The sequence below is a fragment of the Pauljensenia sp. UMB9872 genome (assembly GCF_030212665.1).
Classification (GTDB): Bacteria; Actinomycetota; Actinomycetes; order Actinomycetales; family Actinomycetaceae; genus Pauljensenia; species Pauljensenia turicensis_B.
Genome location: NZ_JASOER010000010.1, coordinates 12,566 through 38,972, shown reverse-complemented (window position 1 = coordinate 38,972; position 26,407 = coordinate 12,566). Strand labels below are relative to the sequence as shown.

Genomic DNA, 26,407 nt, shown 5'->3' with positions numbered 1-26,407 from the left:
TGCCTACTTTCGAGCTTTGGATCCACCTGCTCGTCGAAGCTTCGGAGTAACCCGAGGATCACGACGACGAGTAGCAGGATCAGAATATCCCCACATAGTCATACCAGCATCACTACGCGCAAACGACGCGACAACGCCGATGGCCAGCGCGGTGAACAGAAACGATGATCCACCATAGGACACAAGAGGCAGTGGAACACCAATAACCGGGCCGAGCTGAGTAACCGAGGCAATATTCACGAGAGCCTGGAAGCCGATCCACGTTGCCACACCGGCAGCGACGATAGCGACAAACGGGTCGGACGTTGAACGAACCACTCGGAATATTCCCCACACCAACAGAGCAAGAGCCGTGAGCACTGCCAACGTACCCATCAACCCGAACTCCTCACCAACGATGGCGAAAATAAAGTCCGTGTGTGCCGCCTGCAGATAATTCCATTTCTCACGCGAGGCACCCGGACCCAGTCCAGAAACACCACCGGAGCCAAAAGCCCACAGCGAATGATCAATCTGTTCGGGGGCAGACAAATCACGCTTGGGAGCAAAACCCGGAAGAACAACCAAGATTCGACGAAGACGCGTCGGGTTCTGAATGACCAAGAAAACCAGAAGCGGAACAGCGAGGACGAACGCGTATCCGAACCAGCGCTTCGGCAGGCCAGCAATCCACAATGCTCCCATGGCAGCGGCCGTCACGATCATTGCCGTACCCAAGTCATGACCCAGCATGACGTCAATCAGCGTGACAACCACGGGTAGGCCCGCAAGAACACTCATCTGACGCCAGTTTGAAAAATCCCTATTCGGTCCAGTCAAAATGAAAGCAAGAAAGACGATCAAAGCGAGTTTCAAGAACTCTGACGGCTGAACAAGGACGGGAACACCGGGAAGGTACACCCAGTTCGCGTTGCCACCTTCAGAACGGCCAAGAGGGGTAATGACCATCGCCTGGACAATCAATCCCAGCCCGAAAGCATAGGGAGCAAAACGGACAAAAATATGGCGAGGGATCTTATGAACAGCGAAGGCAATGATCAGGGCGAAGACAATGATGGCACTGGGACGCAAATACGCCATGTACGGGTTGGCGCCCTTGGCGATTGATGTCACCGATTGAGCTGAAAAGCCCATCATCAAACCAAAAATAGTCAGAACTATCGTGGGAACGATGATCATGTAGTACGTCGTCAGCGGTTGAATCTCATAGTGTTCATCATCCGTACCAAAAACAAAACGCGGAAGATGACGGATCGCACTATCAATGGCGCTCTTGATCTTCGCCATCTACTTTGCACTCCACTGGTCACGCAAACGGTCAACAGCGTTCACAAACACGTCGCCACGCTGACCGTAGTTATCAAACTGATCCCACGACGCGCAGGCCGGAGCAAGAACAACAAAATCACCGGGGCGTGAAAGAGCGACAGCCTCATTGACGACGGAGAACATCCAATCCTCATGGCCATCGACGTCAACGACCGGAACATTGGGTGCGCTCGCAAGGAACGCCTTAAGTAGGTCCGAACGGTCTTCGCCGATGATCACCGCACCACGCAGAACCGGCTCGACGTCGCGAATAAGGTCGGTAAAGTCCTGTCCCTTCGCGTCCCCGCCAACGATCCAGACAACCGAGTGAGGAGGAAGCCCATATAGGGATGCTTTGGCAGCGTGGGCGTTCGTCGCTTTCGAATCATCGATCCACGTAACATCAGCGGCTTGCCCGATGACGGCTCTGCGATGTCCTGCTGGAGAAAATGCGCGCAAGCCATCACGAACCGCATGCGGACGCACACCGTATGCGCGTCCAAGTGCTGCCGCACCAAGAGCATCCATCACAACAGCCGGGGAAAGACTCGCCCCATAGACCGCGCTCAAATCACTCAAATCACCCAAGTGGGCAGCTTCGCGGTGCCGGTTTTCAACGTAGGCGCGGTCAACAAGCGCACCTTCGACGACGCCCAGTTGCGACACCGAAGGTGAGCCCAGCGTGATCCCAATGGCACGCGCCCCTTCCACAACGTCTGCGTTTTCAACCATCTCTTCAACCACTCGGTCATTGGCCGGGTAGATGCAGGCAACCTGAGTGTTCTCGTATACGCGCGCCTTATCAGCAGCGTATGCTTCTTCGCTTCCATGCCAATCCAGGTGGTCAGCATCCACGTTCAAGCACAAGGACGCCAAAGGCGAAATCGTGTAGGAGGTATGGAGTTGGAAGCTGGAGAGTTCAACAGCGAAGACGCTGGCATCTGAGTCGATTGCTTCGGTGATGGGGGTGCCAATATTGCCAACCTCAAGAACGTCGTCACCGTTGGCCCGAAGAATTGACGCAAGCATGCCCACCGTCGTTGTCTTACCGTTCGTGCCCGTCACGGTCAGCCAGGGGCGACCAGCATGAGGGCCTTGCTCTTGAAGACGCCACGCCAGTTCAACTTCACCCCAGATCGGGATCCCGGCAGCGTGAGCGCGTTCAAAGATAGGGGCATGCGCAGGAATTCCTGGAGACACGATGATCGTGTCAACACCAGCGTCAATAACGGCGCAAGCGAGATCCCTGGCATCGGGAACAACATGAACATCAATACCTAATTCGTCTGTGGGAGTATTGGAACGCTGGTCGAAAGCAAGAACCTCGTGCCCGCGCTTCAACAGAGCTTTTGCTGATGCTTTGCCCGATTTGCCCAGGCCGATGACGGCGTAACGATCACTCACAGCGTTGTCACCCAGTCAGCGTAGAAAATGCCCGCACCGGCGACTGCAAACAACGCGGCAATCAGCCAGAAGCGAATCACGATCGTGATTTCCTGCCAGCCTTTTAGCTCGAAGTGGTGGTGCAACGGTGCCATGCGGAAGACACGCTTATGCGTTGCCTTAAAGACCGAAATCTGGATGACGTCGGACATCACGATGACAACGAAGAGTCCACCAATCACGATTGCGATGAACTCGGTGTTCGTCAGAATCGACAGGCCAGCGATCGCACCACCGAGTGCCAGCGCGCCCGTATCCCCCATGAAGATCTGAGCGGGCGAAGCGTTCCACCAGAGGAAGCCAGCAAGCGAACCGATGATCGCGGCGCAGAAAACTGCAAGGTCCAGAGGATCACGCGTCGGATAGCAGAGAGTTGTCGCATGCCCCTGCGGGAAGCAGGATTGAATCCTCTGGAAGTAGGCGATAAACGTGTATGCGCCGAAAACGAAAATGGAACAGCCCGTGGCAAGGCCATCGAGACCGTCGGTTAGATTCACTGCGTTTGACCAGGCGGTCACAATCAGGTTCGTCCAGATGAAATACAGGACGACCCCCAATCCGAGACCAGCAAACCCGAGCGTGATGGGTGACAGGTGAATGAAGGACAGGTGAAGCGTGCCCGGCGTTGTCCCATAGGCATTGGGGCGGGTCAGTGACATCCACGCGAAAACTGCGGCAACCGCGATCTGACCGATGATTTTTCCGGTCGGAGGCAAACCAAGGGAGCGCTGACGCATGATCTTGATGCCGTCATCCAAAAGGCCAATAAAGCCAAGACCTGCGAAGAGAACAACCAGAGTCCATCCGGACCACGAGGGTCCGGATCCTGCGATCGACGCCCCAATCACCCACGCGATAATGGTTGCCAGAATGAAGACCAGACCACCCATTGTGGGTGTACCGCGCTTCGTCAAGTGCTGGGTCGGTCCGTCCTGACGGATGAACTGCCCGTACTGGTGAGCGATCAGGAATCGGATCAGCAAAGGGGTTCCCAACAGGGAAATCACCAGTGCAATGACGAAGGCGACAATAAGGCCAATCATCGCTGGACTCCCTTCTCGCGGAGTTGGTCCGCTACCTTCCACGAATATGAGAACAAAGATCCCTTCACAAGGATCACACAATCGTCTTTCAGTCTCGCACACACAGCCGCGACAGCCTCATCGACACTACCGACGTGTTCCGCATCGATGGTGTCACCGGCACCCTCGGCGTAATAGGGAGCGTCTTGACCCAACAGAATCAGCGACTCGACTCCGGCTTCTTTCGCCATCAGACCAACCTGGCGGTGAATGTCAGCAGACTCGTCGCCGAGTTCAAGCATTTCGGAAAGAACAGCGATCTTCGTATGCCCATCACCAATCGAATTGAGCGCAGCGAAAGCGGCTCTCATGGAATCGAGGTTCGCATTGTAGGCATCGTCAATCATCGTGACTTTCATACCGTCAATGCGTAAATCAACGACATCCATTCGGTGCGGAGACAGCGCCCGAGCCTCGTTGATCGCACGAATCGCTTGATCGAGTTCAAGACCAAGCTGCACCGCGCCGGCGATGGCGGCCAGTGCGTTCGCCACGTGGTGCACGCCAACGATATTCAGATTCACGAGGCCACGACCGCCGGGGGCTTCAAGCGTGAAGTGTGCGCGGCCAAGGTGGTCAACGTCCACGTCGAGAGCGCGGAAATCGGCTCCCTCTTTGCCTGATGGGGAGAACGTCGTAATCGGACCTGTCGACAGTTTCGTCATATTCATGACGCGCGGATCGTCGTAGTTCAAGACCACTGGAGCGCCGGGACGCGAACCTGTAATCAGCTCCCCCTTCGCCTTTTCAATCCCGTCGACTCCGCCGAAGCCACCGAGGTGAGCGTGACCAACCATCAGTTCAATGGCAACATCCGGCGACGCAATATCTGTCAAATACTTGATGTGTCCGATGCCGGACGCACCCATTTCAAGAACCAGATGGCGGGTTGTTTCATCAGCTTGAAGAACAGTCAGAGGAAGTCCGACCTCGTTGTTGAACGAGAGCTGAGGGGCAACGCTGGGAGCATCAGTACTCATAATCTGGAAAAGCAGATCCTTCGTTGTCGTCTTCCCAGCCGAGCCGGTCATCGCGATAACATCCAGCCCAAAACGCTCACGCAAGTCTTCAAGGTGAGCATGGGCAAGGCGACCCAAAGCGTAGGTCGAATCCTCGACAACAATCTGCGCAATGGACAAGGGAACATCAACGAGGTGTTCAACGATCAGTGCAACCGCACCATTGTCAACGGCCTGTTTGACGTAGTTATGCCCGTCGGTGGCCTCGCCGATTCGTGCGACATACGCTGAACCAGCTGATGCCGAGCGTGAATCTGTAACGACACGGTTCATCACAACCTGACGGTCAGCACCGTTCAGGGTTCCTGAAACTGCTTCAGCAATCCACCCAGCTAACCTGTACATGCCATTTCCTCTACGATTCATGCGACTTCACTTCATCGTCTCAGTTAGTTGGCGTCGTCGGGAACAACGTTGCCGGCGTCGTCGAAGCTGGAATACCTAGATTACGCACTGACGCTTGCGCGACCTCACCGAACAGTGGCGCCGAGGAATCAGAGGAAATGTAGGCTACCGTAGGATTGTAAAGCACAACAGAGATAGCAAGCCTAGGCGCTTCAACGGGAAGCAGGCCGGCGGTCGTCGACACAATGCCGTGCTGACCGTTGACGACGATATCTGCCGTACCGGTTTTCACACCGACGCGATACCCGTCAACCTTCGCAGCCCCTGCAGTACCCAGATGATCTTCAACGACGGACTCCATCATCAGCATCAGGTTCTGCGCCGTATCGGCTTTCATGGCCTGCGTTGGCTTGGGCTCTTCGGGGGTTTCAACGGTCCCGTCAGCGTTCGTCCACGACTTGACCAGTCGGGGGGGAATGTGGACTCCACCGTTCGCGATTGTGGCCATGAACGAGGTCTCTTGGAGCGGTGAAACCGAATAGGACTGGCCGAACATCGACACATACTGATCTCGGCCCGCCCACTCGCTTGGAGGACGAAGAATACCTGTCGTTTCGCCAGCAAGCTCCACGCCCGTCAGCTCACCAAAGCCAATGGCTTTCATCATGTCGTAGCGCTGTTCATTCGACAGAGTCTGACCAACCAGAACGGTGCCAGTATTCGACGATTCAGCCAAAATACCCGTCGCAGTCAGAGTTTCACCATCGTGCTCGTGGAAGTCTGTAATCGGACCACCCGCATCTAGAAGATCCAAAGAATAGGGCACATTAAAGACCGACGTGGGAGTGATCGTCCCCGCATCCAACGCGGCAGCGAACGTCACCACCTTGCCCACTGAACCAGGTTCTACCGCATACTGCACCGAAGCCACAGGCTGAGGATTCGCGTTATCTGGGATGGTCGACTCAGAGTCCGCCATCACCAAAATTTCACCGGTCGTCACATCTTCAACGACAACGGTGCCCCATTCGGCCTTGTGATGCTCCACGCGAGCATCCAGCATGTCTTGAACAAGATGCTGCAAGTCAGCATGCAACGTCAGTTGCAGGGAGCCACCGTCAACAGGCTCAACCGTTGTCTTCTTCGCGCCAGGAATAATCGCACCATTCGGAGCAATCTCATACTGCTGCGAGCCAGGCGTGCCCGTCAGCAACGTATTGAACTGCGATTCCATGCCCGACGAGCCAACGCCTTCAGCATTGACCGTACCAATCACCGGAGCAGCAACATTCCCATTGGGGAACGTCCGTTCGTAGGTGGCTTCCCACTCAATGCCGTAAATATCCAGAGCACGAATCTCTCGATACGTCACCGCATCAACATTGCGCTTCACATACGTGTAGGTCGAGTCACCCAAAAACAAGCCGCCAAGCTCAGCTTCACTCATGTGCAGAAGCGGAGCCAGCTGGCGGGCGGCCTCGACCGGGCCTCGTCCCACAACCTTCGTCTTTTCAACCCCGTTTTCCTTCGTCGTTTCTGAGTGGACATAAGAACGCAAGTTGATCTGATTAACGGCAATGTTGTAGGTCAGAATCGAGTCCGCGAGGATCGTGCCCGTCGCGTCGGTAATTGAGCCTCGTTTAGCGGCGATGCCCGTCTGCGACGTACGAACGGCCTCGCCTTCGGTTGCAAGCGTGGGCGCCTTGATGATCTGTAGATCGACTAAGCGGATCGCACAGGCCATCAAACCGAAGAAGAAAATGATGAGGATGGCAAGAGATCGCCCAAAACGCTGAGTCATACGATCTCCTGTCAGTGTCCGGCCGTTCCGCCTTCAATAGTGCCAGCTCCAAGATTAATGAAGCCAGTCTGACCACCTTTCACCATTCCCTGAGCGGTGGCAGCTTTCTCAAGTTCGGAAGCCGATGCTGCCTTTTCAATTTGGGCTTGCATCGACCACGCCTGAGCTTCAAGCTCGTTCAGCTCAATCTGCTGAGTACGGATTTCAAACGCTGTTTGAGCCATGCGAGTGTGAAGAACCATCGAAGCAAGAACCGTCGCAATGATCACGACGATAGAGACGATTCCCAACATCAGAAGCGAGCGGGTAGGCTTGCTCCCCTTGACAACTCGGAACTCCCGTAGTTCAAACTCGTGACGTTCCGGACGGGAAACCGGGCGCCGGGAAGCTGCAGCACTGCTCATGAGAGTTCCTTCCATTCACGAACAAGCTGGGCGCCACGCAGACGCACAGATGCGGATCGAGGATTGTGTGCGCGTTCAGCTTCATCAGCTTGGCGCACTTTGCGAGTGAGGGGTTCGACGCTTGGTGCCATCGAATCTGGAATAACTGGAAGACCGTGGGGAACATCCACCGTAGAAGCACGTCGGAACAGGTCCTTGACGATGCGGTCTTCAAGCGACTGGTAGGACTCAACAACCAAACGGCCACCGATGCGCAGGCTGGCAAAGCAAGCAGGCAAAGCACGTTCGAGAATATTGAGTTCGTCGTTCACTGCGATGCGAAGGGCCTGGAAAGTGCGCTTCGAAGGGTTTCCGCCCGTACGACGCGCAGCAGCAGGAATAGATGCGCGAACGATGTCAGCAAGCTGCCCCGTGCGGGTCAGAGGTTGCGTTTCACGCGTTTCCACGATGCGACGCGCAATTCGAGAGGCAAAGCGTTCTTCACCGTATACGCGCAAGATCTGTGCGATCTCTTGAGCAGTTGCACTGACCAGAAGTTCGGCAGCGCTCTGCCCCGTAGTCGGATCCATTCGCATATCGAGCGGAGCGTCAGCGGAGTAGGAGAAACCACGTTCCGCTTCGTCGAGTTGAAGGCTGGAAACCCCTAGATCCATCAGGATCGCATCAGCTTTTCCTGCCGGAGCGTATGTCGCAACGACCTCGTCGACGTGGTCGTAGGTCGTGTGAACCGCGGTGAAACGATCTGCGAACGGCGCAAGACGCTCGGAGGCAAGCGAAATTGCTTGAGGATCACGATCGATACCGATCAGGTGAATGTTCGGGAATCGCTTGAGGGCAGCTTCGGAGTGCCCTCCCATTCCCAGCGTGCAATCAACCAGAACAGCACCATCGTCAGTGAGGGCAGGAGCCATCATGTCCATGCATTCGTCCAGGAGGACGGGAATATGGCGCTCGGACGTTTGCTTGGTGAGCTCCATGTCGCCCCCTTTCCTGCAGATGATGTGAGTGCTTTTCGTTCCTCTTGGTCCCCCACCGATCTCCGACATCGGGGAAGTGAAGTCGGGGCCTCGGGTGGAGACCAAAAGGGACGAACTAGAACATTCCTGGGAAGATTTCTTCGTTCGTATCCGAGAACGCGTCGTCTTCGACGGTGAGGACTTCCTCCCACGCTTCGGAATTCCAGATTTCAGCGTGATCACCTACACCGATGACGGTGAGCTGACGGCCGAGTCCGGCGTAGCTACGCAGTTCTGCAGGGAGGGATATACGACCCTGTCGATCTGGAGCTTCTTGGAACGCACTCGCCATAAAAACGCGTCGCCAGTTTCGAACCTGCTTCGACGAGGTCGGCGCAGAGATGATCGACTGCGCGCGCTCATTGAAGGTTTCAACCGGGTAGACGTAAATGCAACGGTCCTGTCCCTTTGTGAGAACAAGTTGCTCACCCATGTCTTCACGGATTTTTGCAGGCAGAAAAACACGTCCCTTGTCGTCGAGTTTCGGCTCGAACGTACCAGTGAACATGTCTCACCACCTTTCCTTGTTTCCCACTTCCACCACTTTACCCCACATCTATTATTTTTAGTACCATCTAGACGCAGTTTTGGACACTTTTTCTTCTTAAAAAGTCTGATTTTCTGCGAGAAACTATCTGGTGGTGAAAAGTGGGGCATATTTTCAGTTCTAGCCGATTATTCCTGCGCGAGACCGTCTCTGCCCGCTACTCCTGCATCTGAGATTGAGGGGACGAGGCCTGCCACATCGAAAGCCCCTCGGCTAGAAAAGGCAGGAACTTGATCCCCAACCGCACCACCACGCCACCCACCGCACCCAACGCGACAAATCCGAGCTTTTAGACCCACATCCGTCGCGCCAAGTGCACACGGGAACCACAAACACGCACCACCACGCCACCCACCGCACCCAACGCGACAAATCCGAGCTTTTAAACCCACATCCGTCGCGCCAAGTGCACGTGGGAACAGAAAAGACTCAGCCAGGCACCGACATCTAGAGGACATGAAGAGATGACACAACAGAAAAGCCCATGGCGTACGGCCACGGGCTTTTCTTTACGTTTTTCGAAGCGAGGTGGAAGACGATCTCTCTAAAGATCGCGACGACGCTTTCGTTCTTCCCACCGCTGTTCTTGGTCATCGATAAAACGCGACCACGAACCGAGGTTTCGTCGCTGTTCTTCAGGTGTAAGCGGAGCGGCTTTCTTGTCGGGCGAAGAGATCGCATACCAGACGCCACCAACCATGATGGCAAAACCGATCACGCCCATCACGATGGAAATACCTGAGTATCCAAGGGAAACTGCGCCAACCAGGACACTCAGACCTGCGATGAAAACGAAAATTCCAAGAGCGATGCGTCGGATCGAAAGCCGCAAAGCTGGAGCTTCTTCTTCCTGCTCCATTTGACGGGCAAGACGTGGCTCGTCACGACGGAACTCCTGTTCCATCTCTTCTAGTACTTGTTTTTCATAGTCAGATAGAGCCACGACGCATCCTTCCGCTATCCGTTAGTGACGAGTCTAATGGGTTGGGGGCGCAGATTGCGATTCGTGCGCACTGACCTGCGGTAACAAAGTTGCTGGCCGTAGAGCATCCCTGCCAAATTTCCCCTGAATCTGGTCCATTGCTCGCTCCGAAGCCAACGGTTTTCCATCATCGTCAAGAGCTATCGCAACACCAGCTGATCGCGGTTGAAGGGCTTCAACCTTCACGCCCGCCAAACGAATCCCCGATGCCGGCATCGCCTCTTTTGCGAAGAGCTCGCTTGCAACCGTGTAGATTTGTCGTCCCACATCTGTCGGAGCGTGTAGCTTCGCGGATCGAGCGATCGTGTGGAACGAGGCGTCCCTCAGTTTCAGCCCGATCCCCCATGCGACCATGTCGGCTCTGCGCAAACGCGCTGCGCATTCGTGAGACGCCTGTAGTAGGAAGGCCTCCAGCTCACTCCTATCGTGAATATCAGACTCAAACGTTCGTTCGGTACTCATGGATTTTACTTCGCGATCACCGCGAACGGGACGCGGGTCGATGCCCCAGGCAAGATTGTGCAGGTGGCGCGCGCTTGCACGGCCCACAAGTCGCGTCAGGAACGTCATGTCCAGGTTCGCGAGATCACCGATTGTGTCAACGCCGGCGAGAGCAAGCCTCTCCCCCGTTTTTCCGCCCACTCCCCAGAGTGCTCCAACGGGGAGCCCGTGCAGGAATGGGACGGTTTGATCGCGAGGAATCAGCAGTAGCCCGTCAGGTTTCGCGTTCGACGAGGCAATTTTTGCCACCGACTTTGTGGCTGCGATTCCAACCGATGCGGGTAAACCGACTTCGGCATGGATGCGGGCTCGAATCAGATTTCCAATCTCGGTTGGTGACCCGAGGCGCCGACGCGACCCTGACACATCAAGGAACGCCTCATCAATACTCACTTGCTGTAAGACGGGAGTGATTTCCGACAGGATCGCCATCACTTTGTGTGAGTATTCGGAATACACGCCCCTACCAGAGAACACAAAAGTCGCTTCCGGGCACAGCGCATGTGCGCGAGCACTCGGCATTCCGGCTCGCACACCGCGAGCGCGAACCTCGTACGTGGCGCTGGTGACGACCCCTCGTCCGCCGAGGTGCCCGACGATGATTGGGCGGCCTCGTAAATCTGGATTTTCCGCGATCTCTACTTGGGCGAAAAACGAGTCCATGTCGACGTGCAGGATGGGAGTCTGGGAGTCATCGTCACCCCAGAACTTTCGGGCACGCCCGTCGCGGGGAGCGTTCGACATTGCTCCTCCTTCAAGTTGCCAGAGCGCGGTCGACTCTGCTTTCGTTCACTGACTACAGTGTGACGCGTGAGCCGAAAAACTGCGCGCGGAAGCGAATTCTTTGAGATCCCCTCTGGGAGGGTTGAGATCCGTTGGGATGGTGCGCTTGCGACGCTGTATTTCAACGGTATCGAGTCATCGTGCACGAATGTGGACGATCCGACCAGCCTCGAGTTTGAGTACATGCAGCATGCGACGTGCGCTCTCGATTGCGTGATTGACGAGGCCACCCCAGTCCGCGCGCTCCACCTTGGTGGCGCGGGATGCACTCTGCCGCTCGCCTGGTCTTACCTTCGTCCGAAGTCGAAGCAGACCGCTGTCGAGATCGATCCGGATCTTCCCGATTTGGTGCGACGTGTGTTTGATCTGCCGAAATCTCCCGCACTATCGATACGTATTGGAGACGGACGGGAAGTGATGAGCTCGTTCCGCGATTCCACTTTCAATGTCATCGTGCGCGATACCTTCGCTAACGGCCAGGTTCCAGCGCATCTTGCGACTCTCGAGTGCGCGAATATTGCGCGGGAAAAGTTGAAGGACGGCGGACTCTATATCCTCAACTGCGCTCACGGTGGTGGCAGTGATGCTCGCGCTGAGATTGCAGCTATTTCCGAGGTTTTCGGCCAGGTGATGAGCATCCAGGATCCGAAGGTGGGGCGAAGCGGTAGGCGTGGCAACGTTATCGTCATCGGGTATGTCGGAGCTGACTATCCGGTTGAAGACCTTGACCGCGCGCTGAGGCGCCTTCCTCTACCTGCTCGGGTGACGCACGGTGTAAATCTGACGAAGTGGTGTGCGGGCACATCCGCACTGCGCGACGCCGACATCGGATATAAGGAAACTGGCGCGAGCTGAAGCCGAAAATACGCTCAACTTGGAGCAAAGGCCTGATTCAGATGACGCCTGTTTCTGCGCTATCTGCCTCTTCGTTTGGATCGGTTTCATCCGCGGTTTGCTCTTCGACATGCAGTGATGCGTCATCCCCGCTATCGGCACGGTGACGAGGAGTCATTGCACGCACGGCCTCTGGGTCTGTTGCACGCAGTTGAACACGCTTGAGGGCCGCAGTCAGGGGATCTTCTTCCGCCGTCTCTACGCTCTGGTCGTCGGTGCTCGGCTGATCGTCAGATGCTGTTTCACTGCGCGACAAGTTCGCCAAGTAGCGCTCAATGACGTCGCCAATGTCCTTGTCCTGTTTAGGAGTATGACCCAGCGGAGTCTGGGTACCAAAAGAGTTCAGGGAAAACGAAGATTCGCCAGGACTCCACGCGTCATAGTGTTCTTCAAGGGACGTAATGGTCGCCATGATCTCTGGATTTGCTTCGATCAATTGCTCGATCGTGCCCTGATCCTGAGCTGCTCCTAACTCCAAGTTACCAACCGGCAACGACAGATCGGCAAAATCAGACAGGCTGGATAACAGCGCAGAGGAGCCTGCCGGGTACCCAGACTCTGCCATGTAGAACGGAACCGCAGCAAGAAGAGCAATACCATTCACACCGCGTTCAGCAAGACGACGTTGAACGAAGGAACTTGCCGGCGCAGGGAACTGCAGTGACCCCACCATCTTCGGCTGAGGCGGAATCAAAGAAGCATCCGTGGCCTGCACGTGAACCGGGGTTGCACGAGTATGTGGAACACTCGAAGGAATGCCATGGAAGGACACGCTGATCTCAACACCAGCTTCCTTCACAAAATCAGCAACGATGCGCGCAAATGCCTCCCACTTTGCATCCGGTTCAGGACCGTGCAGAAGCAAAATCGGGTTCCCCAAGTCATCGCGAACTCTGTCGATTGCGATTTCATGAGTCACCATTTCTTCGCTGACCCAATCACGAACCGTCATGATCGGACGATGAGAGCGGTAGTCCAAGAACTGATCGGAATCAAAAGTCGCAACACGTTCATTCGGCAGGGCGCGAAGCATTTCAGCAACTGCCATACGACCCGCTCCGCCAGCATCCATGCTTCCGTAGAAGTGCATCACTAGGATGCGCGAATGAGTTTCACTGGCCGGCCCTCGCTCGAAAAGAAGGGCATCATTCGGTTTCATTACGTTCACATGCCCTTTCATTTCTGTTCTGTCCAATGCCATGCTCGTCAATTCAACTCGACGAATAATTCGTACTATCAACGCTACTCGGAAACAGGCCGGAGCGCCCGACGGGCCCACTGATATTCGCCTTGGGCGAATAGTCGGCCTCGTGAATCTATCTACCCTGCGTCGCAGATCGCGGACAGTTGCACCTGGTCGCAGTTTTTCAGGCACAATAGATGGTCGTTATCTTGTCCATTCCTCGAAAGTACGCGCATGACTGACTCATCGACTTCTGCTTCGCCGGCGTCCATGCCGGAGCAACGCCATGTCGACGCTGCGTATGCAAGGGTGGATGAGCTTCGAAAAAAATACCGTGACCAGCAGGCGCGAACGCATGCAATCCACGGCGCAGGAAATCCTCAGGCATGGACAGAACGCGAAGCGCTCTCGGCTCACCTTGGTGATATGGCAGCACGCCTCGAGGCCGTTGAAGACCGCCTTGTATTCGGTCGTCTCGACATGGCTGACGGAGACCACCACCACATTGGTCGCGTTGCCCTATCGACCACCGACGGCGAGCACCTCCTGATCGACTGGCGAGCTCCTGTGGCGATGCCCTTCTATCAAGCAACTGCCGTCAACCCAAAGGGTGTCGTGCGAAGGCGCCACATTACAACCCACGGGCGCACCGTCGTCGCGCTTGAGGACGAACTGCTGGATTCGTCGCGAGCCGAAGGTATGGATCTTCAAGGCGAAGGCGCGTTGATGAGCGCCCTTGATAAGGCTCGTGACGGTCGCATGGGTGATATTGTCGCGACAATTCAGTCCGAACAGGATGCAATCATTCGTGCTCCTCGCGACGGCGCGATCGTCGTCCAAGGCGGTCCGGGAACCGGTAAAACAGCCGTCGCCCTGCACCGCATTGCCTACCTGCTGTATGCCGAACGTGAGCGCTTAGAGCGTTCCGGTGTTCTTTTGGTCGGGCCGTCGCGCATTTTCTTGCGATACATCGAACAGGTTCTTCCCTCACTGGGTGAAACTGGCGTCGTTTCGACGACCATGGGCGACCTGTTGCCCGGCGTAGACGCACGTGGAACGGAGCCACTGGGCGTTGCCCAAGCGAAAGGTCATATCGGCTGGGCGCAGCTACTGAAGCAAGCGGTCAAAATGTTGCCACGCGAATTGTCGACACCAACCAAGTTGCAGGTGTGGAGTCGCACGGTAACGCTGACGCCGGATGACGTGTCGAAAGCGATCCGCCATGCACGGCATACGCGTCGCACTCACAATCAGGCGCGCGAAGGTTTTGCTCTGGAACTGATGGAGGTTCTGGCAGAGCGCCTAGCCTCCGATGCTTCGTCGGCCGGTGGAGTGCTGGCTTCCAACGAGGATAAAGCGGAGTGGATCAGCGAAATCCGCGACTCCATTGATGCGCGTCGCACGATCAATCTTGCGTGGATGCCAACGTCCGCCACAACTCTTCTTCGTCGCCTCTATGCGCGCCCCCAACTGTTGGCGCACATTAACGATCGAGCAGGCCGCCCCGTTTCACCCCGCCTGTTGCCACTCGTTGAACGTCATAGTGCTGAGTGGACCGACGCCGATATTCCCCTGTTAGACGAGCTCGAAGAATTGCTTGGACCGATGCCCACATCGCGCATCGAGTCCTCAGAATCAGAAAGTGCTGCAATTGAACGCGCACGAGCTGCGATCGAAGGCCAGGGGCTTGGTGGAGGCATCGTGAATGCTGAGCAGCTTGCCGAGTCCACATTGTCTCAGCGAATGTGGACTCCTCTTGCTGAGCAGGCAGCCAACGATCGCAAGTGGGCATACGGCCATATTGTCGTTGACGAAGCTCAGGATCTCTCCCCGATGGCGTGGCGTAGTTTGTTGCGTCGTTGTCCGTCGCGGTCGTTCACGATTGTTGGTGACTTGGATCAGCGACGCGGATCGAAGCGTCCGAAGACGTGGGTTGAAGCCTTGGGGCCGGCAAGCAGAGCCTACAGCGATGAGTTTGTTCTGACGGTGTCCTACCGTACTCCGGCGACATTGACCGCCATCGCTGAGGCCGTGATGGCACGCGCCGGTAAGCCTGTCATTCACCCGATGAGCGCGGTCCGCGACGTTGAGGACTGCTACCGCGTCGTGACTGTTGAAGCGGATACGGATCCGGTCGCACGCGAGGATTCGCCGGCGTGGGCGGCATCAATTCAGGCGGCTTCGCAGGCGTGTGAGCGACTTGATGCCACTTCGGGTGAAGGAAGCGGCAGGGTCGCGATTCTGGTTTCAGATTCACGAGGCCACGCATGGAATGCCGATTCCACAGGCGAGAGCGCACTTGATTCGCGGATTGCTTTGCTCAGTGCATCGAGTTCCAAGGGGCTTGAGTTCGACACCGTTATCGTGGTTGAGCCCGGCGAGATCTTTGCTGAAGGTGTTGGTGACCTGTTCGTCGCATTGACTCGTGCGACGCATGATTTGGTCGCTATCACTTCGAACGATCTGCCCAAGGGAATGGATCAGTGGTAAGACGTTCCTATCCGTAGCGCGAACACTTGTGCAATCGCTTGGTGTTTTTCTGGCACTATGGTGGCATGATACGCGCACTGTTGCTTGAGAATCCCCATAAGGTTGCTGACGAGGTTTTCGCAAAGAACGGGATTGATGTGTCTCGCCACGCGGGTGCCCTGGACGAAGATGAGCTGATTAAAGCCCTCGAGGACGTGGAGTACTTGGGTCTTCGCTCGAAGACTGAGGTGACGCGACGCGTTCTCGAAGCCAACCCACAGATCAAAGCAATTGGCGCTTTCTGCATTGGGACGAACCAGATCGACCTGGAAGCAGCCACCGAACTGGGCATCTCGGTCTTTAATGCTCCGTATTCGAATACGCGTTCCGTTGTGGAACTGGCAATCGGCGAAATCATTGACCTGTCGCGTCGCGTCACCGTGAAGAATTCTCGCCTCCACCGTGGCATTTGGGACAAAAGCGCTGATGGTGCACACGAGGTTCGCGGTCACACGCTTGGCATTATTGGCTACGGCAATATCGGCACTCAGCTGTCCGTGCTTGCTGAAGCAATGGGTTTGAACGTCATCTTCTACGATGTGGCTGAGCGCCTGTCTCTGGGCAACGCAACCCAGATGCCGACGATGGAATCCGTATTGCGCGAAGCGGATATCGTGTCGATCCACGTTGATGGTCAGGAAACAAATACCAACCTGTTTGGCGCTCGTGAGTTCGCGATGATGAAGCCCGGTGCGCTGTTCATCAATTTGTCGCGAGGTTTCATCGTCGACATTGATGCCCTGCATGATGCGCTGGTGTCGGGTCACTTGGCCGGTGCTGCCGTTGACGTGTTCCCCCAAGAACCGAAGAAGAATGGCGATCCTTTTGATTCACCTTTGGTCAAGCTGGATAACGTTATTCTTACTCCGCACATCGGTGGTTCGACGGAAGAGGCTCAGTACGATATTGGTCGTTTCGTCGCGGGAAAAATCAGTGACTACCAGGACACCGGTTCAACTGACATGTCGGTGAACCTGCCGAACCTCACCTTGAATGCTTCGCAAGAGTCTCGCTACAGGATTCGTCTGATTCACAAGAACACTCCCGGTGTTCTGGCGAATATCAACCACACCTTTGCCGAAATGGGCGCGAATGTTGGTGGTCAGATACTGGGGACTGCAGGATCGACCGGCTATGTGCTGACCGACATTTCTTCCGAACTTCCGGTCGATGCGATCGAGAAGATTCGCTCGATGAAGGACACTATTCGTCTGATTACGACGACCCTGTAGAGAAAAACGTTGATTTGGTCTTTCCTCGGCCTGACCTCAGCTAACCTACGGTATCGTAGGTAGTAAAGAATCGGAGGACAACGTGACTCTTACTGACCAGCTTCGAGGCCAATATGCCCCCGGCGTTCCTGAAACTGTTGAGGTGCCGGATCAGACCATTCCCGCGATGGTTGAAGAGGTAGCGAAACGTTATCCGCATCAGATTGCTCTGGACTTCTTCTCGCGCCCAACCACGTACGCGCAACTGATGACGCGCGTACGCAGGGCAGCAACTGTGTTGGCCAATGCAGGAGTTCGCCGGGGTGACCGCGTTGCCCTGGCGATGCCAAACTGTCCTCAGCACGTTGTTGCGGTTCTTGCAACGATGCACCTTGGCGCAATCGTAGTTGAGCACAATCCTCTGGCTCCTGACCATGAAATTCACGAGGAGTTTAACCGCCACGGCGCACGCGTTGTCATTGCATGGGAAAAAACCCTGTCAAAGCTAACGTTCCTTGATCGTGGGACCACGGTTTTTGCTGTCAACCTGACGAAGGCTCTTCCGGGTCCTAGCCAGTTGCTTTTGAAGCTTCCGATCAAGTCTGCTCGCACGAAGCGTGACGCTTTGTCGACGCGTCCCCCATCATGGGCTCGTTCGTGGGACCAGGCTGTAGATCAGGCTCCACGCTGGACCACTTCTTGCCCTGCGAGTCCTGACGATCCGGCTCTGCTCATTCATACGGGCGGTACGACAGGTGTTCCGAAGGCTGCCTGCATTACACACCGTAATGTGATGGCGAACATTGCCCAGTCGATCGCATGGGTGCCGATCCTGCACGAGAACGCTGAAGTGTTCTACTGCGTTCTTCCCCTGTTCCATGCCTTTGGCTTCACCATCGGCTTATTGTCGGGATTGCGTTTGGGTGCCACAATTGCGCTATTTCCGAAATTCGACACGACCATGATTCTGACCAGCCAGAAGCGTCTTCCCTGTACGTTCTTCCTCGGTGTTCCACCAATGTACGAACGTTTGCTGGCTACGGCAGCCACCATGGATGTCGATCTGACGTCGATGACGTTCTCACTTTCGGGCGCTATGCCACTGTCTGCTGATTTGGCATCACGTTGGGAAAAAAAGACTGGCGGTTTGATGATTGAAGGCTATGGCATGACCGAAGCCTCACCGATCATCCTAGGTTCCCCTCTGGCAAAGAACCGTCGCCCGGGCGCTCTTGGCATTCCCTATCCATCCACACACATCCGCATTGTCGACCAAGATGATCCGACCAAGGATGTCGAAGACGGCGAAATTGGCGAACTCATTGCACGAGGTCCCCAGGTATTCTCCGGATACTGGGAGCAACCGGAGGAAACAGCTGAGATCTTTACCGAAGAGGGCTGGCTTCGTACGGGCGACCTTGTCCAAGTACGCGACGGCTTCATCTACATGGCCGATCGTCGTAAGGAAATGATTAACGCCTCTGGTTTTAACGTGTACCCCAGCCAGGTTGAGAACGCTGTTCGCTCTATGCCAGGAGTTCGCGACGTAGCCGTTATCGGTATTCCTGCCGGCTCGACCGGCGAAGATGTCGTCGCAGCAATTGTCCTTGAAGCCGGTGCTTCGATCACTCTTGCTGATGTTCGCCAGTGGGCCGAAAAGTCTATTGCTCACTATGCCCTACCACGCCAGCTCGTGGTAATGACGGAGCTTCCTCGCTCCCAGCTTGGAAAGGTCATGCGTAAGCGTGTTCGCGAACAGGTAATGGAGGTCGCCGACTCTGCGACAACTAAAATTCGCCAGTTTACGAATCGAAAGAACGACTAGCTGACAGATACACTCTGGGCGGGGATCATCCCAGCGCCCCCGCCCAGAGTGCACGGTGACGCCGAAACGTTTAATTACGAGTCGAGTAGAGAATCCAGAATCTCTCGGTTCGATGGCGCCTTTTTCGTCTTGGATGAGGAGTGTGAGCCCGAAGTGGATGCGGAGGCATTGTCTTTATTACGCTCACGCAGGATGCGGATGGCTTCTTCGAAGTCTTCGAGGGTATTAAAGGCTCGATAGACGGAAGCAAAACGAAGGTAGGCGATTTCGTCGAGGTCGCGGAGGAAGGGAAGAATCGCTTTTCCAACTTCATCGGAAGAGACGTTTGAAACTCCGGTTAAGCGGAGTTGTTCTTCAACCTGTTGCGCCAGGATTGCGAGATCGTCGTCAGAAACGGGGCGTCCTTGGCATGCTTTCTTCACACCGGAAACGACCTTGTTGCGCGAGAAAGGCTCGACGACACCGGCGCGCTTCACAACTTGGAACGAGGATGTTTCAAGCGTGGTGAAACGTTTCTTACATGATGTGCACGCGCGACGACGACGAATCGAGGCACCATCATCTGCGATGCGGGTATCGACGACTCGTGAATCTGGGTTATGACAGAAAGGGCAATGCACGCCTTTAACGCTACACGGCAAATAAGAAAGACAAAAAAGAAACGCGCATGAGGTGCTGGTGATCTGAGTGTTAGTTCAGCGGAAGGATGACCTTCTGCCCCACCTGCAAGCCACCTTCGATGCCATTCAAACGCTGAATATCTGTCACAACATCTTCCAGGCTGCGATCAGTATCAACGCCTTGAGCCAGCGACCAGACCGATTCCCCACCGGTCACAGCATGTTCAATGGTCGGACCTGAATAGACATCGGGAGCCAGGGCGAATCCAGCCAGGCCCGCAACAACGCTGAGAGCGAGCGTCGCACACACGCCACGAACGACATGTCTGATCGACATGGTCGATTGAACCCCGACCGCTTGGTGACGACGAGCTGGACGACGACGCGTTGCGGGATCATCTTGACGAAGAACACCCTTACGCCGACGAGCGGAAGGAGCAGAATCAATCGAGACCACATCGGCGCCATCAGCCATCCCCTGAACAAGGTGCAGGTGTGGACGAGCATCGTGGGCAAGAGTAGCACCGGCACATGCATTCATGAGGATCTCCTTCACAACATATCGAACATATGTTCGTCGAACACTTGTACGATAACAGGTCTTCAAACGAAAGTCGAGACTTATTCGAACAAATGTTTCATTTTCGCGTCAGAATCAGATAATCTGACCTAACAAGTGCATCAGCAACCATGTAGAAACCGAATTGCACGCAACCTCACGGAGGGCCTCATGACAGACAAAGCAACGCTGACTAGTCGCCAGCGAGAGATCCTTCTTGTCATTCACGAAGAAGTCAGCGCGCACGGTTTTCCTCCCTCTGTCAGAGAGATTGCCCAACGCGCGCACCTTGCTTCCCCATCAACCGTGAAGTACCACTTGGATGCACTGGAACGCGCCGGCTACCTCCAACGAGTCCCCGGCTTACCGCGCACCCTTGAGCTCTCCGTGGCAGCGAAACAGGAGCTCGGCATGGACGCGCCAACTACTCCGGCACCCCAAACAGCCACGAACGTGGTCACCATTGACCTGCCAGCCGGACACGTTGACGAAGACAATTCGTCAATCCCCCTGGTTGGTCGTATTGCCGCGGGCGCTCCGATCACAGCAGAGCAGTACGTGGAAGATGTTTTCGAACTGCCCACTCGACTTACCGGCCACGGGCAAATGTTCATGCTGGAGGTCAGCGGAGAGTCCATGGTGGACGCTGGCATTCTAGACGGCGACTTCGTCGTTGTTCGTTCCCAATCGAACGCATCCCAGGGAGAAATCGTTGCCGCCATGATCGACGGCGAAGCTACGGTCAAAGTGTTCTCAAAGACAGACGGCCACATTTGGCTCCTGCCATGCAACGAATCCTACGCTCCCATCCCAGGCGATGAAGCCACCATTTTGGGCAAGGTTGTCACCGTCCTGCGTTCCTTGGCATAGCCACTTCCGGGGCGTAGCCCCGGCCTCGTCCCCCTGCACGCACAGCACACACGTGTGGGGAGCACCCAACGAGCACTCCCCACACTGGACAGATACAGAACTTAGAAGCCTAAGTCCCTTGCCACCTGACGCAGGCGCGTCGCAGAGGCAGTCAGACCATCGCGCTCATTCAGCGTTAACGGCGGATTCAGGACCCTGCCCGCACCCGAACGACCAACGATTGTCGGCGCAGCCATGCAAACATCCGAGATGCCTTCCCAGTCCTCCAGCAGGCTAGAGACGGTAAGAACACGGTTTTCGTCTCTAAGGACGGCACTCGCAATATTCGATGCAGCAAGACCAATTGCGTAGTTTGTCGCACCCTTGCCTTCAATGATCTTATAGGCAGACTCAACAACATCCTGAGCAATGCGTTTACGCAATCCAATATCGAACGGCTTACCCTCTAAGGTCGGACCCCAGTGTTCAAGGGGAACATTACCAATCTCAGCGGAGGACCACAGCGCAACTTCTGAGTCACCATGTTCACCAGCAATGTAGGCGTGAATATTCTGGGTAGCCACGCCGGTTTCACGCGACACCAGGTAGCGCAGACGCGACGTATCAAGCACAGTGCCAGATCCAAATACCTGATTGCGTGGTAGACCGGTCAGCTTCAGCGCCACATAGGTAACAACATCCACGGGGTTCGTGATGAACATGAAGATTGCGTCGGGCGCAACGTTTTGAAGGTTCGGAACAATCTTCTTCATCAGTTCAACAGTTGAACCAGCAAGTTCAAGGCGCGACTGCCCCGGCTTCTGCTTGGCACCAGCGGTCACGATCACAAGGTCAGACCCACGGACGATTTCAACATCGTCTGAGCCTTCAACACTGCCACACGGAGTGAACTGAATGCCATGTGCCATGTCGAGAGCTTCGGCTTCAACCTTGGCCTTGTTAATGTCCTGAAGAACGATTGTTCGAGCATCGCCGCGCATTGCGCACGCGTAGGCGACTGCCGTACCAACAGCCCCAGCCCCCACGACAGCGATCTTTGACGGACGACCCGATGACTTCGGGGGATACAAGCTATTCACACGTCCAGGCACGATGCCTTCCTTCCTCGTTGAGTGGTTTCATAGTCTCAAACTTGAATCATATTTTCTTCGAATTCGCATTGCTTCAAGGTAACTGCGTCACCCAATTTCAGAACATTGTTAACAGCTAACCTCTAACAAACGACTTAGGGCCCCTTTCACGACCTCCTGATCGCGTGTTATCCACATTCTCGGCAACGAATTCAGCAGGTATCCACCATAGGACTTCGTGTCCACACGACGATCAAGGATCGCCACCACTCCCCTGTCCGAGCTTGATCGAATCAGACGCCCAGCCCCCTGCGCCATCAGAAGCGCAGCATGGGGAAGAGAAACACCCCAAAACCCTCCAATACCACGCGCATCGGCATCCTGGGACAGCGCCTTCGTCACTGGATTATCGGGGTGCGGGAATGGAATTCGGTCGATGACAACCAGTCGACACGAGTCGCCCACAACATCAACGCCCTGCCACAACGACAAGGTGCCAACCAAACAGGCATCGCGCTCCCTACGGAATTGGTCAACCAGCACGCTCAAAGTTTCATCTCCCTGGCGATACACGGTGAGTTCTGTCCGATCCTTCAGAGCCTCGTACCCCTGATTCGCTGCCTTCCACGAAGTAAACAGCGCCAGCATTCCCCCACCAGATGCCTGGGCAAGCGCCACCAATTCATCCGTAGCAGCGTCAGACAACCCACCCGGCCCAGGATCTGGTAAGCCGGAAGCAATATAGAGAATCCCCTGGCGCGCCGGATCGAAGGGGGTGCCCACATCACGCGACGTCCACGGCTGCTTCGACACCATGAATCCACAATCGCGTGCCATCTGGTCGAAAGAACCACCCAACGTCAGAGTCGCTGAGGTCAAGATTGCCGGCCTACCAGAGAACCCTTTGGCCCCAACGGGAAGCGCAACATCAAGGGGCGCTAGATTCAGCGACACATTCCCCGCGTCATCTTTCGTCACAAAAGTCGCCATCGATGCCGGGTCCTCACTCCATCCGGCGATAAAGTCCCGCAATTCGTCCAGCGACCCGCGCGCAAGCATCTTGCCTGCTTGATCAGCAGATGACGCCTGTAGCTGAGTTCCAAGTTCGCGCGAGACATTATCGAGCACCGCTAATGCGCCGACAAGCGCCTGCGGACGAGAGCTCATCAGCCCTTGTCCGCACGGGGTCAGAGCGGCAACAAAATCGACTGCAGCCACATCAAGAGCATCAGTTTCAAGCTTCGCGTTGGTTCGAAGCTTGCGTGATACGCGATGAATCATGGTCTGTGACAGCGTCAGCGTCGCCTGACTTCGTACCCGCTCAGCAAGTTCGTGGGCTTCGTCGACAACGACTGGACCAATGTCTTCAAACAGATCGTTCGACGACGTGCAATGGATGCCAAATAGAGAATGGTTCGTGACCACCAGGTCAGCCTCAGCGGCCGTCTCCCGCGCCTGCTGGGCAAAACAGTCATCAATGTAGGGGCAGGTCTTGCCTAAACATTCACGTTTGGCGACGCTGACGTGTCTCCACGCTCGGTCATCAACACCGGGGATCAGATCATCACGATCGCCAGTATCGGTTTCCTTCGCCCATTGACGAAGACGCAGGACCTCTTTGCTAAGCGCGGAGGTCGACGAGTGTACCGACGGGGTATGTGCCGGGTCGAACAGTGTGCCCTCGTCCGGATACCCACCGTTGACGCGGTTCAAACACAGATAGTTTGACCAGCCCTTTTGCACGGCGACAGTGGGACGAATACCCGTCACCTTCGCAACTGCGTCTTGGACCGTGGGCGCGTCTTTCGTCAGAATCTGCCTCTGGAGTGCCAGAGTCGCGGTGGTGACGAGGCCGCGCTCACCAGTTGCAACGCAGTGACTGAGAAGTGGCGCGAGGTAGCCAATCGACTTACCCGTACCGGTGCCCGCCTGGATCAGAATATGACCGTCAGACTTCAGGGCCTCGCTGATATCGGTGACCATTCGTCGCTGGCCATCGCGCTGCGTGCCCCCCATTGATTCGATCACCGCATCGAGGACCTCGATGGCCTTACGGGCTTCGGAGTTTACCGCTTCTACTTCCTCGCTCATTCGCCACTGTCCTGGCGAACATAGGGGGCACCTTCGGTAGCGACCGGTAGCGCCACGTCACGAATGAGCGCTGCAAGGTGCTCATCAACTCGAGCTCGAATGCGCGTTCCTTCGGCAACATATTCTTCGTGATCGACTTCGCCATCCTCGTGAATCTGATGGACCAGATCGCCACGCGAATATGGAATCACGCAGTCAATCTGAATACGAGGCCTGGGTAGAGCTTCTTCAATGCGATGACGAAGTTCATCGACTCCAAAGCCCGTGTATCCGGATACGGCTACCGACGACGGGAAGTAGGTGCGAAGCAGTGCTAACTGCTCTGCAGATGCAAGATCAGCTTTGTTCAGCACGATGATTTCGGGGATATCGAGAGCCCCCTCAATTTCACCCAACACCTGGTGAACAGCCTCAACCTGTCCCACCGGATCGGGGTGCGCGGCGTCCACAACGTGAACGAGCAGGTCGGCTTCGCCCGCTTCTTCCAAGGTCGAGCGGAATGCTTCAACCAGCTGGGTGGGAAGATTCCGAACAAAACCAACCGTGTCTGACAGCGTGTATTCGCGACCATCCGCTGTCTGGGTCCGACGCACCGTCGGATCAAGGGTGGCGAACAGAGCGTCTTCAACTAGGACCCCTGCGCCTGTCAGTTGGTTGAGCAGAGTGGACTTACCGGCGTTCGTGTAGCCAACGATAGCGACGGAAGGGACAGCTCCGCGACGACGCGATAAACGCTGAGTGCGCCGGGCAGGCTCCATCTTTCGTATTTCTTCGCGGAGCTTCGCCATGCGCGTGCGAATACGACGACGATCCAATTCGATCTTCGTTTCGCCCGGACCTCGTGAACCGATACCCGCACCACCCGCGACTCGACCACCCGCCTGACGGGACATCGAATCGCCCCAGCCGCGAAGACGGGGAAGCAAGTATTCGAGCTGAGCCAACTCGACCTGCGCCTTACCTTCACGCGACTTCGCGTGCTGAGCGAAAATGTCGAGAATGAGAGCGGTGCGATCAACGACCTTTGCGTCGACAACATCTTCCAGTCCGCGCCGCTGGGAAGGGGCCAGTTCCTCATCAACAATGACGGTATCGGCTTCAACGGCGCGCACGATTCCCGCGAGCTCTTTCGCTTTACCTGACCCCAGATAGGTGGCCGGATCCGGCTTCACCCGTTTTTGCACGACCGCATCGAGAACCTGAGATCCGGCGGTTTGCGCAAGCGCAGCAAGCTCACGTAGCGAAGTCTCGACTTCTTCTTCAGTCTGCGTCGTCCGCAGACCGACAAGGACAACCTTTTCGAGGCGAATCTGGCGGTATTCGACTTCGGAGATTTCCTCACGATCGTTGGCATATCCCTGGATACGGCGGGTACCGGCACGCGCCTCTCGTTCAAGGTCGCCAGCATCTGCAGAGTGGTCTTGGCCGGCGGTGGATTCAAGCGCCGTGCCTCGACGCGCCAGAATGCGTGCAACAACGTCATTCGCGCGCTGTTGTGCCAATTCGTCGTCAGCCGAGAATCCGGGATTGTCCATTCAGTTCCTTCCGCGTATGTGTGTCCTCTAAGTGTGGCACCTATTCGGTCGGCGTGCGACCTACGCCCCTCTCGGTGCGTTCGTTGCCAGGCAGTCAACCCGCTAGGCTAAAGAGCGTGAATCAACAGTATTTTTCTCAGTCCAGCCCTGCTCGCGCCGACGAGGTATCGAAGCTGACCTACAGCGTACGAGGCCATGACTTCGACATGTCCGTCTCATCGAAGGTGTTTTCGACCAGCCGTCTGGATTTAGGAACTCGCCAGCTTCTTGCCGAAGCTCCTTGCCTTCCCACCACCGGCACTTTCCTTGATGTGGGGTGCGGTTGGGGTCCGATTGCTCTGGCAATGGCAAAGGAAGCACCTGAGGCTACCGTCTGGGCTGTTGATGTGAACGATCGGGCGATTGATCTCACGCGCCGAAACGCCGCGTCTCACGGTTGCACCAATGTGCGCGCGATGAGCGAAGACGAGGCCCTTGCAGCCGTAGCCACCGATGACGTTCGTTTTGACGTCATATGGTCGAACCCCCCGATCCGTATCGGCAAAGAAGCTCTGCATGCTCTGCTGGTGCAGTGGCTGGGTCGCCTGAGTCCCACGGGTGTCGCCTATCTTGTTGTGCAGCGAAACCTTGGCGCCGATTCCCTCATTTCATGGCTGAACGGTCGCGGATACGTCGCTGAAAAGTGTGCGTCAAAGAAGGGCTACCGCATTATCGAAGTTCGCCCGGGCGCCTGAACTTCTGCCCCCGCTTTTTGCGGGCAACGCAGACCTTTTAGCGGGAGAAACAGGA

Annotated in this window: 22 protein-coding genes; 6 read left to right on the top strand and 16 right to left on the bottom strand. The window is 56.0% G+C overall.

Annotated features, from left to right (window positions below; all coding sequences use genetic code 11):
* Nucleotides 1-3 precede the first annotated feature (3 nt).
* The 10 genes from QP109_RS05310 to dinB form a co-directional block, all read right to left on the bottom strand.
* A complete protein-coding gene (locus QP109_RS05310; protein ID WP_285023812.1) occupies nt 4-1,287 on the bottom strand; it encodes an FtsW/RodA/SpoVE family cell cycle protein in 1,284 nt (427 codons plus the stop codon).
* Nucleotides 1,288-2,712, bottom strand: coding sequence for a UDP-N-acetylmuramoyl-L-alanine--D-glutamate ligase (murD, locus tag QP109_RS05305; RefSeq protein ID WP_285023811.1), 1,425 nt, complete (start codon nt 2,710-2,712; stop codon nt 1,288-1,290).
* Entirely contained in the window at nt 2,709-3,794 is a 1,086-nt protein-coding gene (gene mraY, locus QP109_RS05300; protein WP_270771479.1) for a phospho-N-acetylmuramoyl-pentapeptide-transferase, read from the bottom strand. Before mraY ends, murD begins: the two co-directional genes overlap by 4 nt.
* Nucleotides 3,791-5,197 (bottom strand): UDP-N-acetylmuramoyl-tripeptide--D-alanyl-D-alanine ligase, encoded by a 1,407-nt coding sequence (locus tag QP109_RS05295; RefSeq protein ID WP_285023808.1) that lies wholly within the window; start codon nt 5,195-5,197, stop codon nt 3,791-3,793. The genes mraY and QP109_RS05295 overlap by 4 nt, the downstream gene beginning before the upstream one ends.
* A 40-nt stretch (nt 5,198-5,237) precedes the next feature.
* Entirely contained in the window at nt 5,238-6,941 is a 1,704-nt protein-coding gene (locus QP109_RS05290; RefSeq protein WP_285023880.1) for a peptidoglycan D,D-transpeptidase FtsI family protein, read from the bottom strand.
* Nucleotides 6,942-7,009: 68 nt separating this feature from the next.
* On the bottom strand, nt 7,010-7,402 hold the full coding sequence (gene ftsL / locus QP109_RS05285; protein WP_285023806.1) for a cell division protein FtsL: 393 nt from the start codon (nt 7,400-7,402) through the stop codon (nt 7,010-7,012).
* Nucleotides 7,399-8,379: a 16S rRNA (cytosine(1402)-N(4))-methyltransferase RsmH gene (rsmH, locus tag QP109_RS05280; protein WP_285023804.1), complete on the bottom strand. Its 981-nt coding sequence runs from the start codon at nt 8,377-8,379 to the stop codon at nt 7,399-7,401. The genes ftsL and rsmH overlap by 4 nt, the downstream gene beginning before the upstream one ends.
* A 115-nt stretch (nt 8,380-8,494) precedes the next feature.
* The gene (gene mraZ, locus QP109_RS05275) at nt 8,495-8,926 is read right to left on the bottom strand and encodes a division/cell wall cluster transcriptional repressor MraZ (RefSeq protein WP_006681690.1); all 432 of its coding nucleotides are present in this window, start codon (nt 8,924-8,926) and stop codon (nt 8,495-8,497) included.
* A 583-nt stretch (nt 8,927-9,509) separates the two neighbouring features.
* On the bottom strand, nt 9,510-9,908 hold the full coding sequence (locus QP109_RS05270; RefSeq protein WP_101627305.1) for a DUF3040 domain-containing protein: 399 nt from the start codon (nt 9,906-9,908) through the stop codon (nt 9,510-9,512).
* A 33-nt stretch (nt 9,909-9,941) separates the two neighbouring features.
* Nucleotides 9,942-11,192, bottom strand: coding sequence for a DNA polymerase IV (dinB, locus tag QP109_RS05265; protein ID WP_285023801.1), 1,251 nt, complete (start codon nt 11,190-11,192; stop codon nt 9,942-9,944).
* Nucleotides 11,193-11,258: 66 nt separating this feature from the next.
* On the opposite strand from dinB, the gene QP109_RS05260 reads away from it, so the two are divergent.
* Nucleotides 11,259-12,086, top strand: coding sequence for a spermidine synthase (locus QP109_RS05260; protein ID WP_285023799.1), 828 nt, complete (start codon nt 11,259-11,261; stop codon nt 12,084-12,086).
* 37 nt (nt 12,087-12,123) lie between these two features.
* On the opposite strand, the gene QP109_RS05255 is transcribed toward QP109_RS05260, so the two are convergent.
* Nucleotides 12,124-13,284, bottom strand: a complete 1,161-nt coding sequence (locus QP109_RS05255) for a PAC2 family protein (protein WP_285023878.1) — start codon at nt 13,282-13,284, stop codon at nt 12,124-12,126.
* Nucleotides 13,285-13,542: 258 nt separating this feature from the next.
* Between QP109_RS05255 and QP109_RS05250 the strand changes: the two genes are divergently transcribed.
* The 3 genes from QP109_RS05250 (at nt 13,543) to QP109_RS05240 (ending at nt 18,873) form a co-directional block, all read left to right on the top strand.
* Nucleotides 13,543-15,798, top strand: coding sequence for a HelD family protein (locus QP109_RS05250; protein ID WP_285023797.1), 2,256 nt, complete (start codon nt 13,543-13,545; stop codon nt 15,796-15,798).
* A 65-nt stretch (nt 15,799-15,863) separates the two neighbouring features.
* The gene (gene serA / locus QP109_RS05245; protein WP_101627309.1) at nt 15,864-17,069 is read left to right on the top strand and encodes a phosphoglycerate dehydrogenase; all 1,206 of its coding nucleotides are present in this window, start codon (nt 15,864-15,866) and stop codon (nt 17,067-17,069) included.
* An 82-nt stretch (nt 17,070-17,151) separates the two neighbouring features.
* Nucleotides 17,152-18,873 (top strand): AMP-binding protein, encoded by a 1,722-nt coding sequence (locus QP109_RS05240; protein ID WP_285023794.1) that lies wholly within the window; start codon nt 17,152-17,154, stop codon nt 18,871-18,873.
* Nucleotides 18,874-18,947: 74 nt separating this feature from the next.
* On the opposite strand, the gene nrdR is transcribed toward QP109_RS05240, so the two are convergent.
* Nucleotides 18,948-19,493, bottom strand: coding sequence for a transcriptional regulator NrdR (nrdR, locus tag QP109_RS05235; RefSeq protein ID WP_285023792.1), 546 nt, complete (start codon nt 19,491-19,493; stop codon nt 18,948-18,950).
* Between the two features lie 70 nt (nt 19,494-19,563).
* A complete protein-coding gene (locus QP109_RS05230) occupies nt 19,564-20,034 on the bottom strand; it encodes a LysM peptidoglycan-binding domain-containing protein (protein WP_285023790.1) in 471 nt (156 codons plus the stop codon).
* Nucleotides 20,035-20,223: 189 nt separating this feature from the next.
* Here QP109_RS05230 and lexA point away from each other — a divergent pair, with 189 nt between their 5' ends.
* Nucleotides 20,224-20,922 (top strand): transcriptional repressor LexA, encoded by a 699-nt coding sequence (gene lexA, locus QP109_RS05225; RefSeq protein ID WP_285023788.1) that lies wholly within the window; start codon nt 20,224-20,226, stop codon nt 20,920-20,922.
* Between the two features lie 101 nt (nt 20,923-21,023).
* Here lexA and QP109_RS05220 read toward each other — a convergent pair whose 3' ends face one another.
* The 3 genes from QP109_RS05220 to hflX all read right to left on the bottom strand — a co-directional run bounded on the left by QP109_RS05220 (nt 21,024) and on the right by hflX (nt 25,618).
* Nucleotides 21,024-22,013, bottom strand: a complete 990-nt coding sequence (locus QP109_RS05220) for an L-lactate dehydrogenase (RefSeq protein WP_006681701.1) — start codon at nt 22,011-22,013, stop codon at nt 21,024-21,026.
* Nucleotides 22,014-22,121: 108 nt separating this feature from the next.
* Nucleotides 22,122-24,083 carry an ATP-dependent DNA helicase gene (locus QP109_RS05215; protein ID WP_285023786.1) on the bottom strand — a complete coding sequence of 654 codons (1,962 nt, stop codon included), beginning with the start codon at nt 24,081-24,083 and terminating at the stop codon, nt 22,122-22,124.
* Nucleotides 24,080-25,618: a GTPase HflX gene (hflX, locus tag QP109_RS05210; protein WP_285023784.1), complete on the bottom strand. Its 1,539-nt coding sequence runs from the start codon at nt 25,616-25,618 to the stop codon at nt 24,080-24,082. The genes QP109_RS05215 and hflX overlap by 4 nt, the downstream gene beginning before the upstream one ends.
* 116 nt (nt 25,619-25,734) lie before the next feature.
* On the opposite strand from hflX, the gene QP109_RS05205 reads away from it, so the two are divergent.
* Entirely contained in the window at nt 25,735-26,352 is a 618-nt protein-coding gene (locus tag QP109_RS05205; protein ID WP_285023782.1) for a class I SAM-dependent methyltransferase, read from the top strand.
* Nucleotides 26,353-26,407: the final 55 nt, after the last annotated feature.

Coding starts and splice junctions, on each gene's coding strand:
- QP109_RS05290 (WP_285023880.1), bottom strand. CDS start 6,941: ATGGCCTGTGCGATCCGCTTAGTCGATCTACAGATCATCAAGGCGCCC.
- QP109_RS05215 (WP_285023786.1), bottom strand. CDS start 24,083: ATGAGCGAGGAAGTAGAAGCGGTAAACTCCGAAGCCCGTAAGGCCATC.
- serA (WP_101627309.1), top strand. CDS start 15,864: ATGATACGCGCACTGTTGCTTGAGAATCCCCATAAGGTTGCTGACGAG.
- QP109_RS05295 (WP_285023808.1), bottom strand. CDS start 5,197: ATGTACAGGTTAGCTGGGTGGATTGCTGAAGCAGTTTCAGGAACCCTG.
- QP109_RS05255 (WP_285023878.1), bottom strand. CDS start 13,284: ATGAAACCGAATGATGCCCTTCTTTTCGAGCGAGGGCCGGCCAGTGAA.
- QP109_RS05310 (WP_285023812.1), bottom strand. CDS start 1,287: ATGGCGAAGATCAAGAGCGCCATTGATAGTGCGATCCGTCATCTTCCG.
- mraY (WP_270771479.1), bottom strand. CDS start 3,794: ATGATTGGCCTTATTGTCGCCTTCGTCATTGCACTGGTGATTTCCCTG.
- mraZ (WP_006681690.1), bottom strand. CDS start 8,926: ATGTTCACTGGTACGTTCGAGCCGAAACTCGACGACAAGGGACGTGTT.
- rsmH (WP_285023804.1), bottom strand. CDS start 8,379: ATGGAGCTCACCAAGCAAACGTCCGAGCGCCATATTCCCGTCCTCCTG.
- QP109_RS05250 (WP_285023797.1), top strand. CDS start 13,543: ATGACTGACTCATCGACTTCTGCTTCGCCGGCGTCCATGCCGGAGCAA.
- hflX (WP_285023784.1), bottom strand. CDS start 25,618: ATGGACAATCCCGGATTCTCGGCTGACGACGAATTGGCACAACAGCGC.
- dinB (WP_285023801.1), bottom strand. CDS start 11,192: ATGTCGAACGCTCCCCGCGACGGGCGTGCCCGAAAGTTCTGGGGTGAC.
- ftsL (WP_285023806.1), bottom strand. CDS start 7,402: ATGAGCAGTGCTGCAGCTTCCCGGCGCCCGGTTTCCCGTCCGGAACGT.
- lexA (WP_285023788.1), top strand. CDS start 20,224: ATGACAGACAAAGCAACGCTGACTAGTCGCCAGCGAGAGATCCTTCTT.
- QP109_RS05230 (WP_285023790.1), bottom strand. CDS start 20,034: ATGAATGCATGTGCCGGTGCTACTCTTGCCCACGATGCTCGTCCACAC.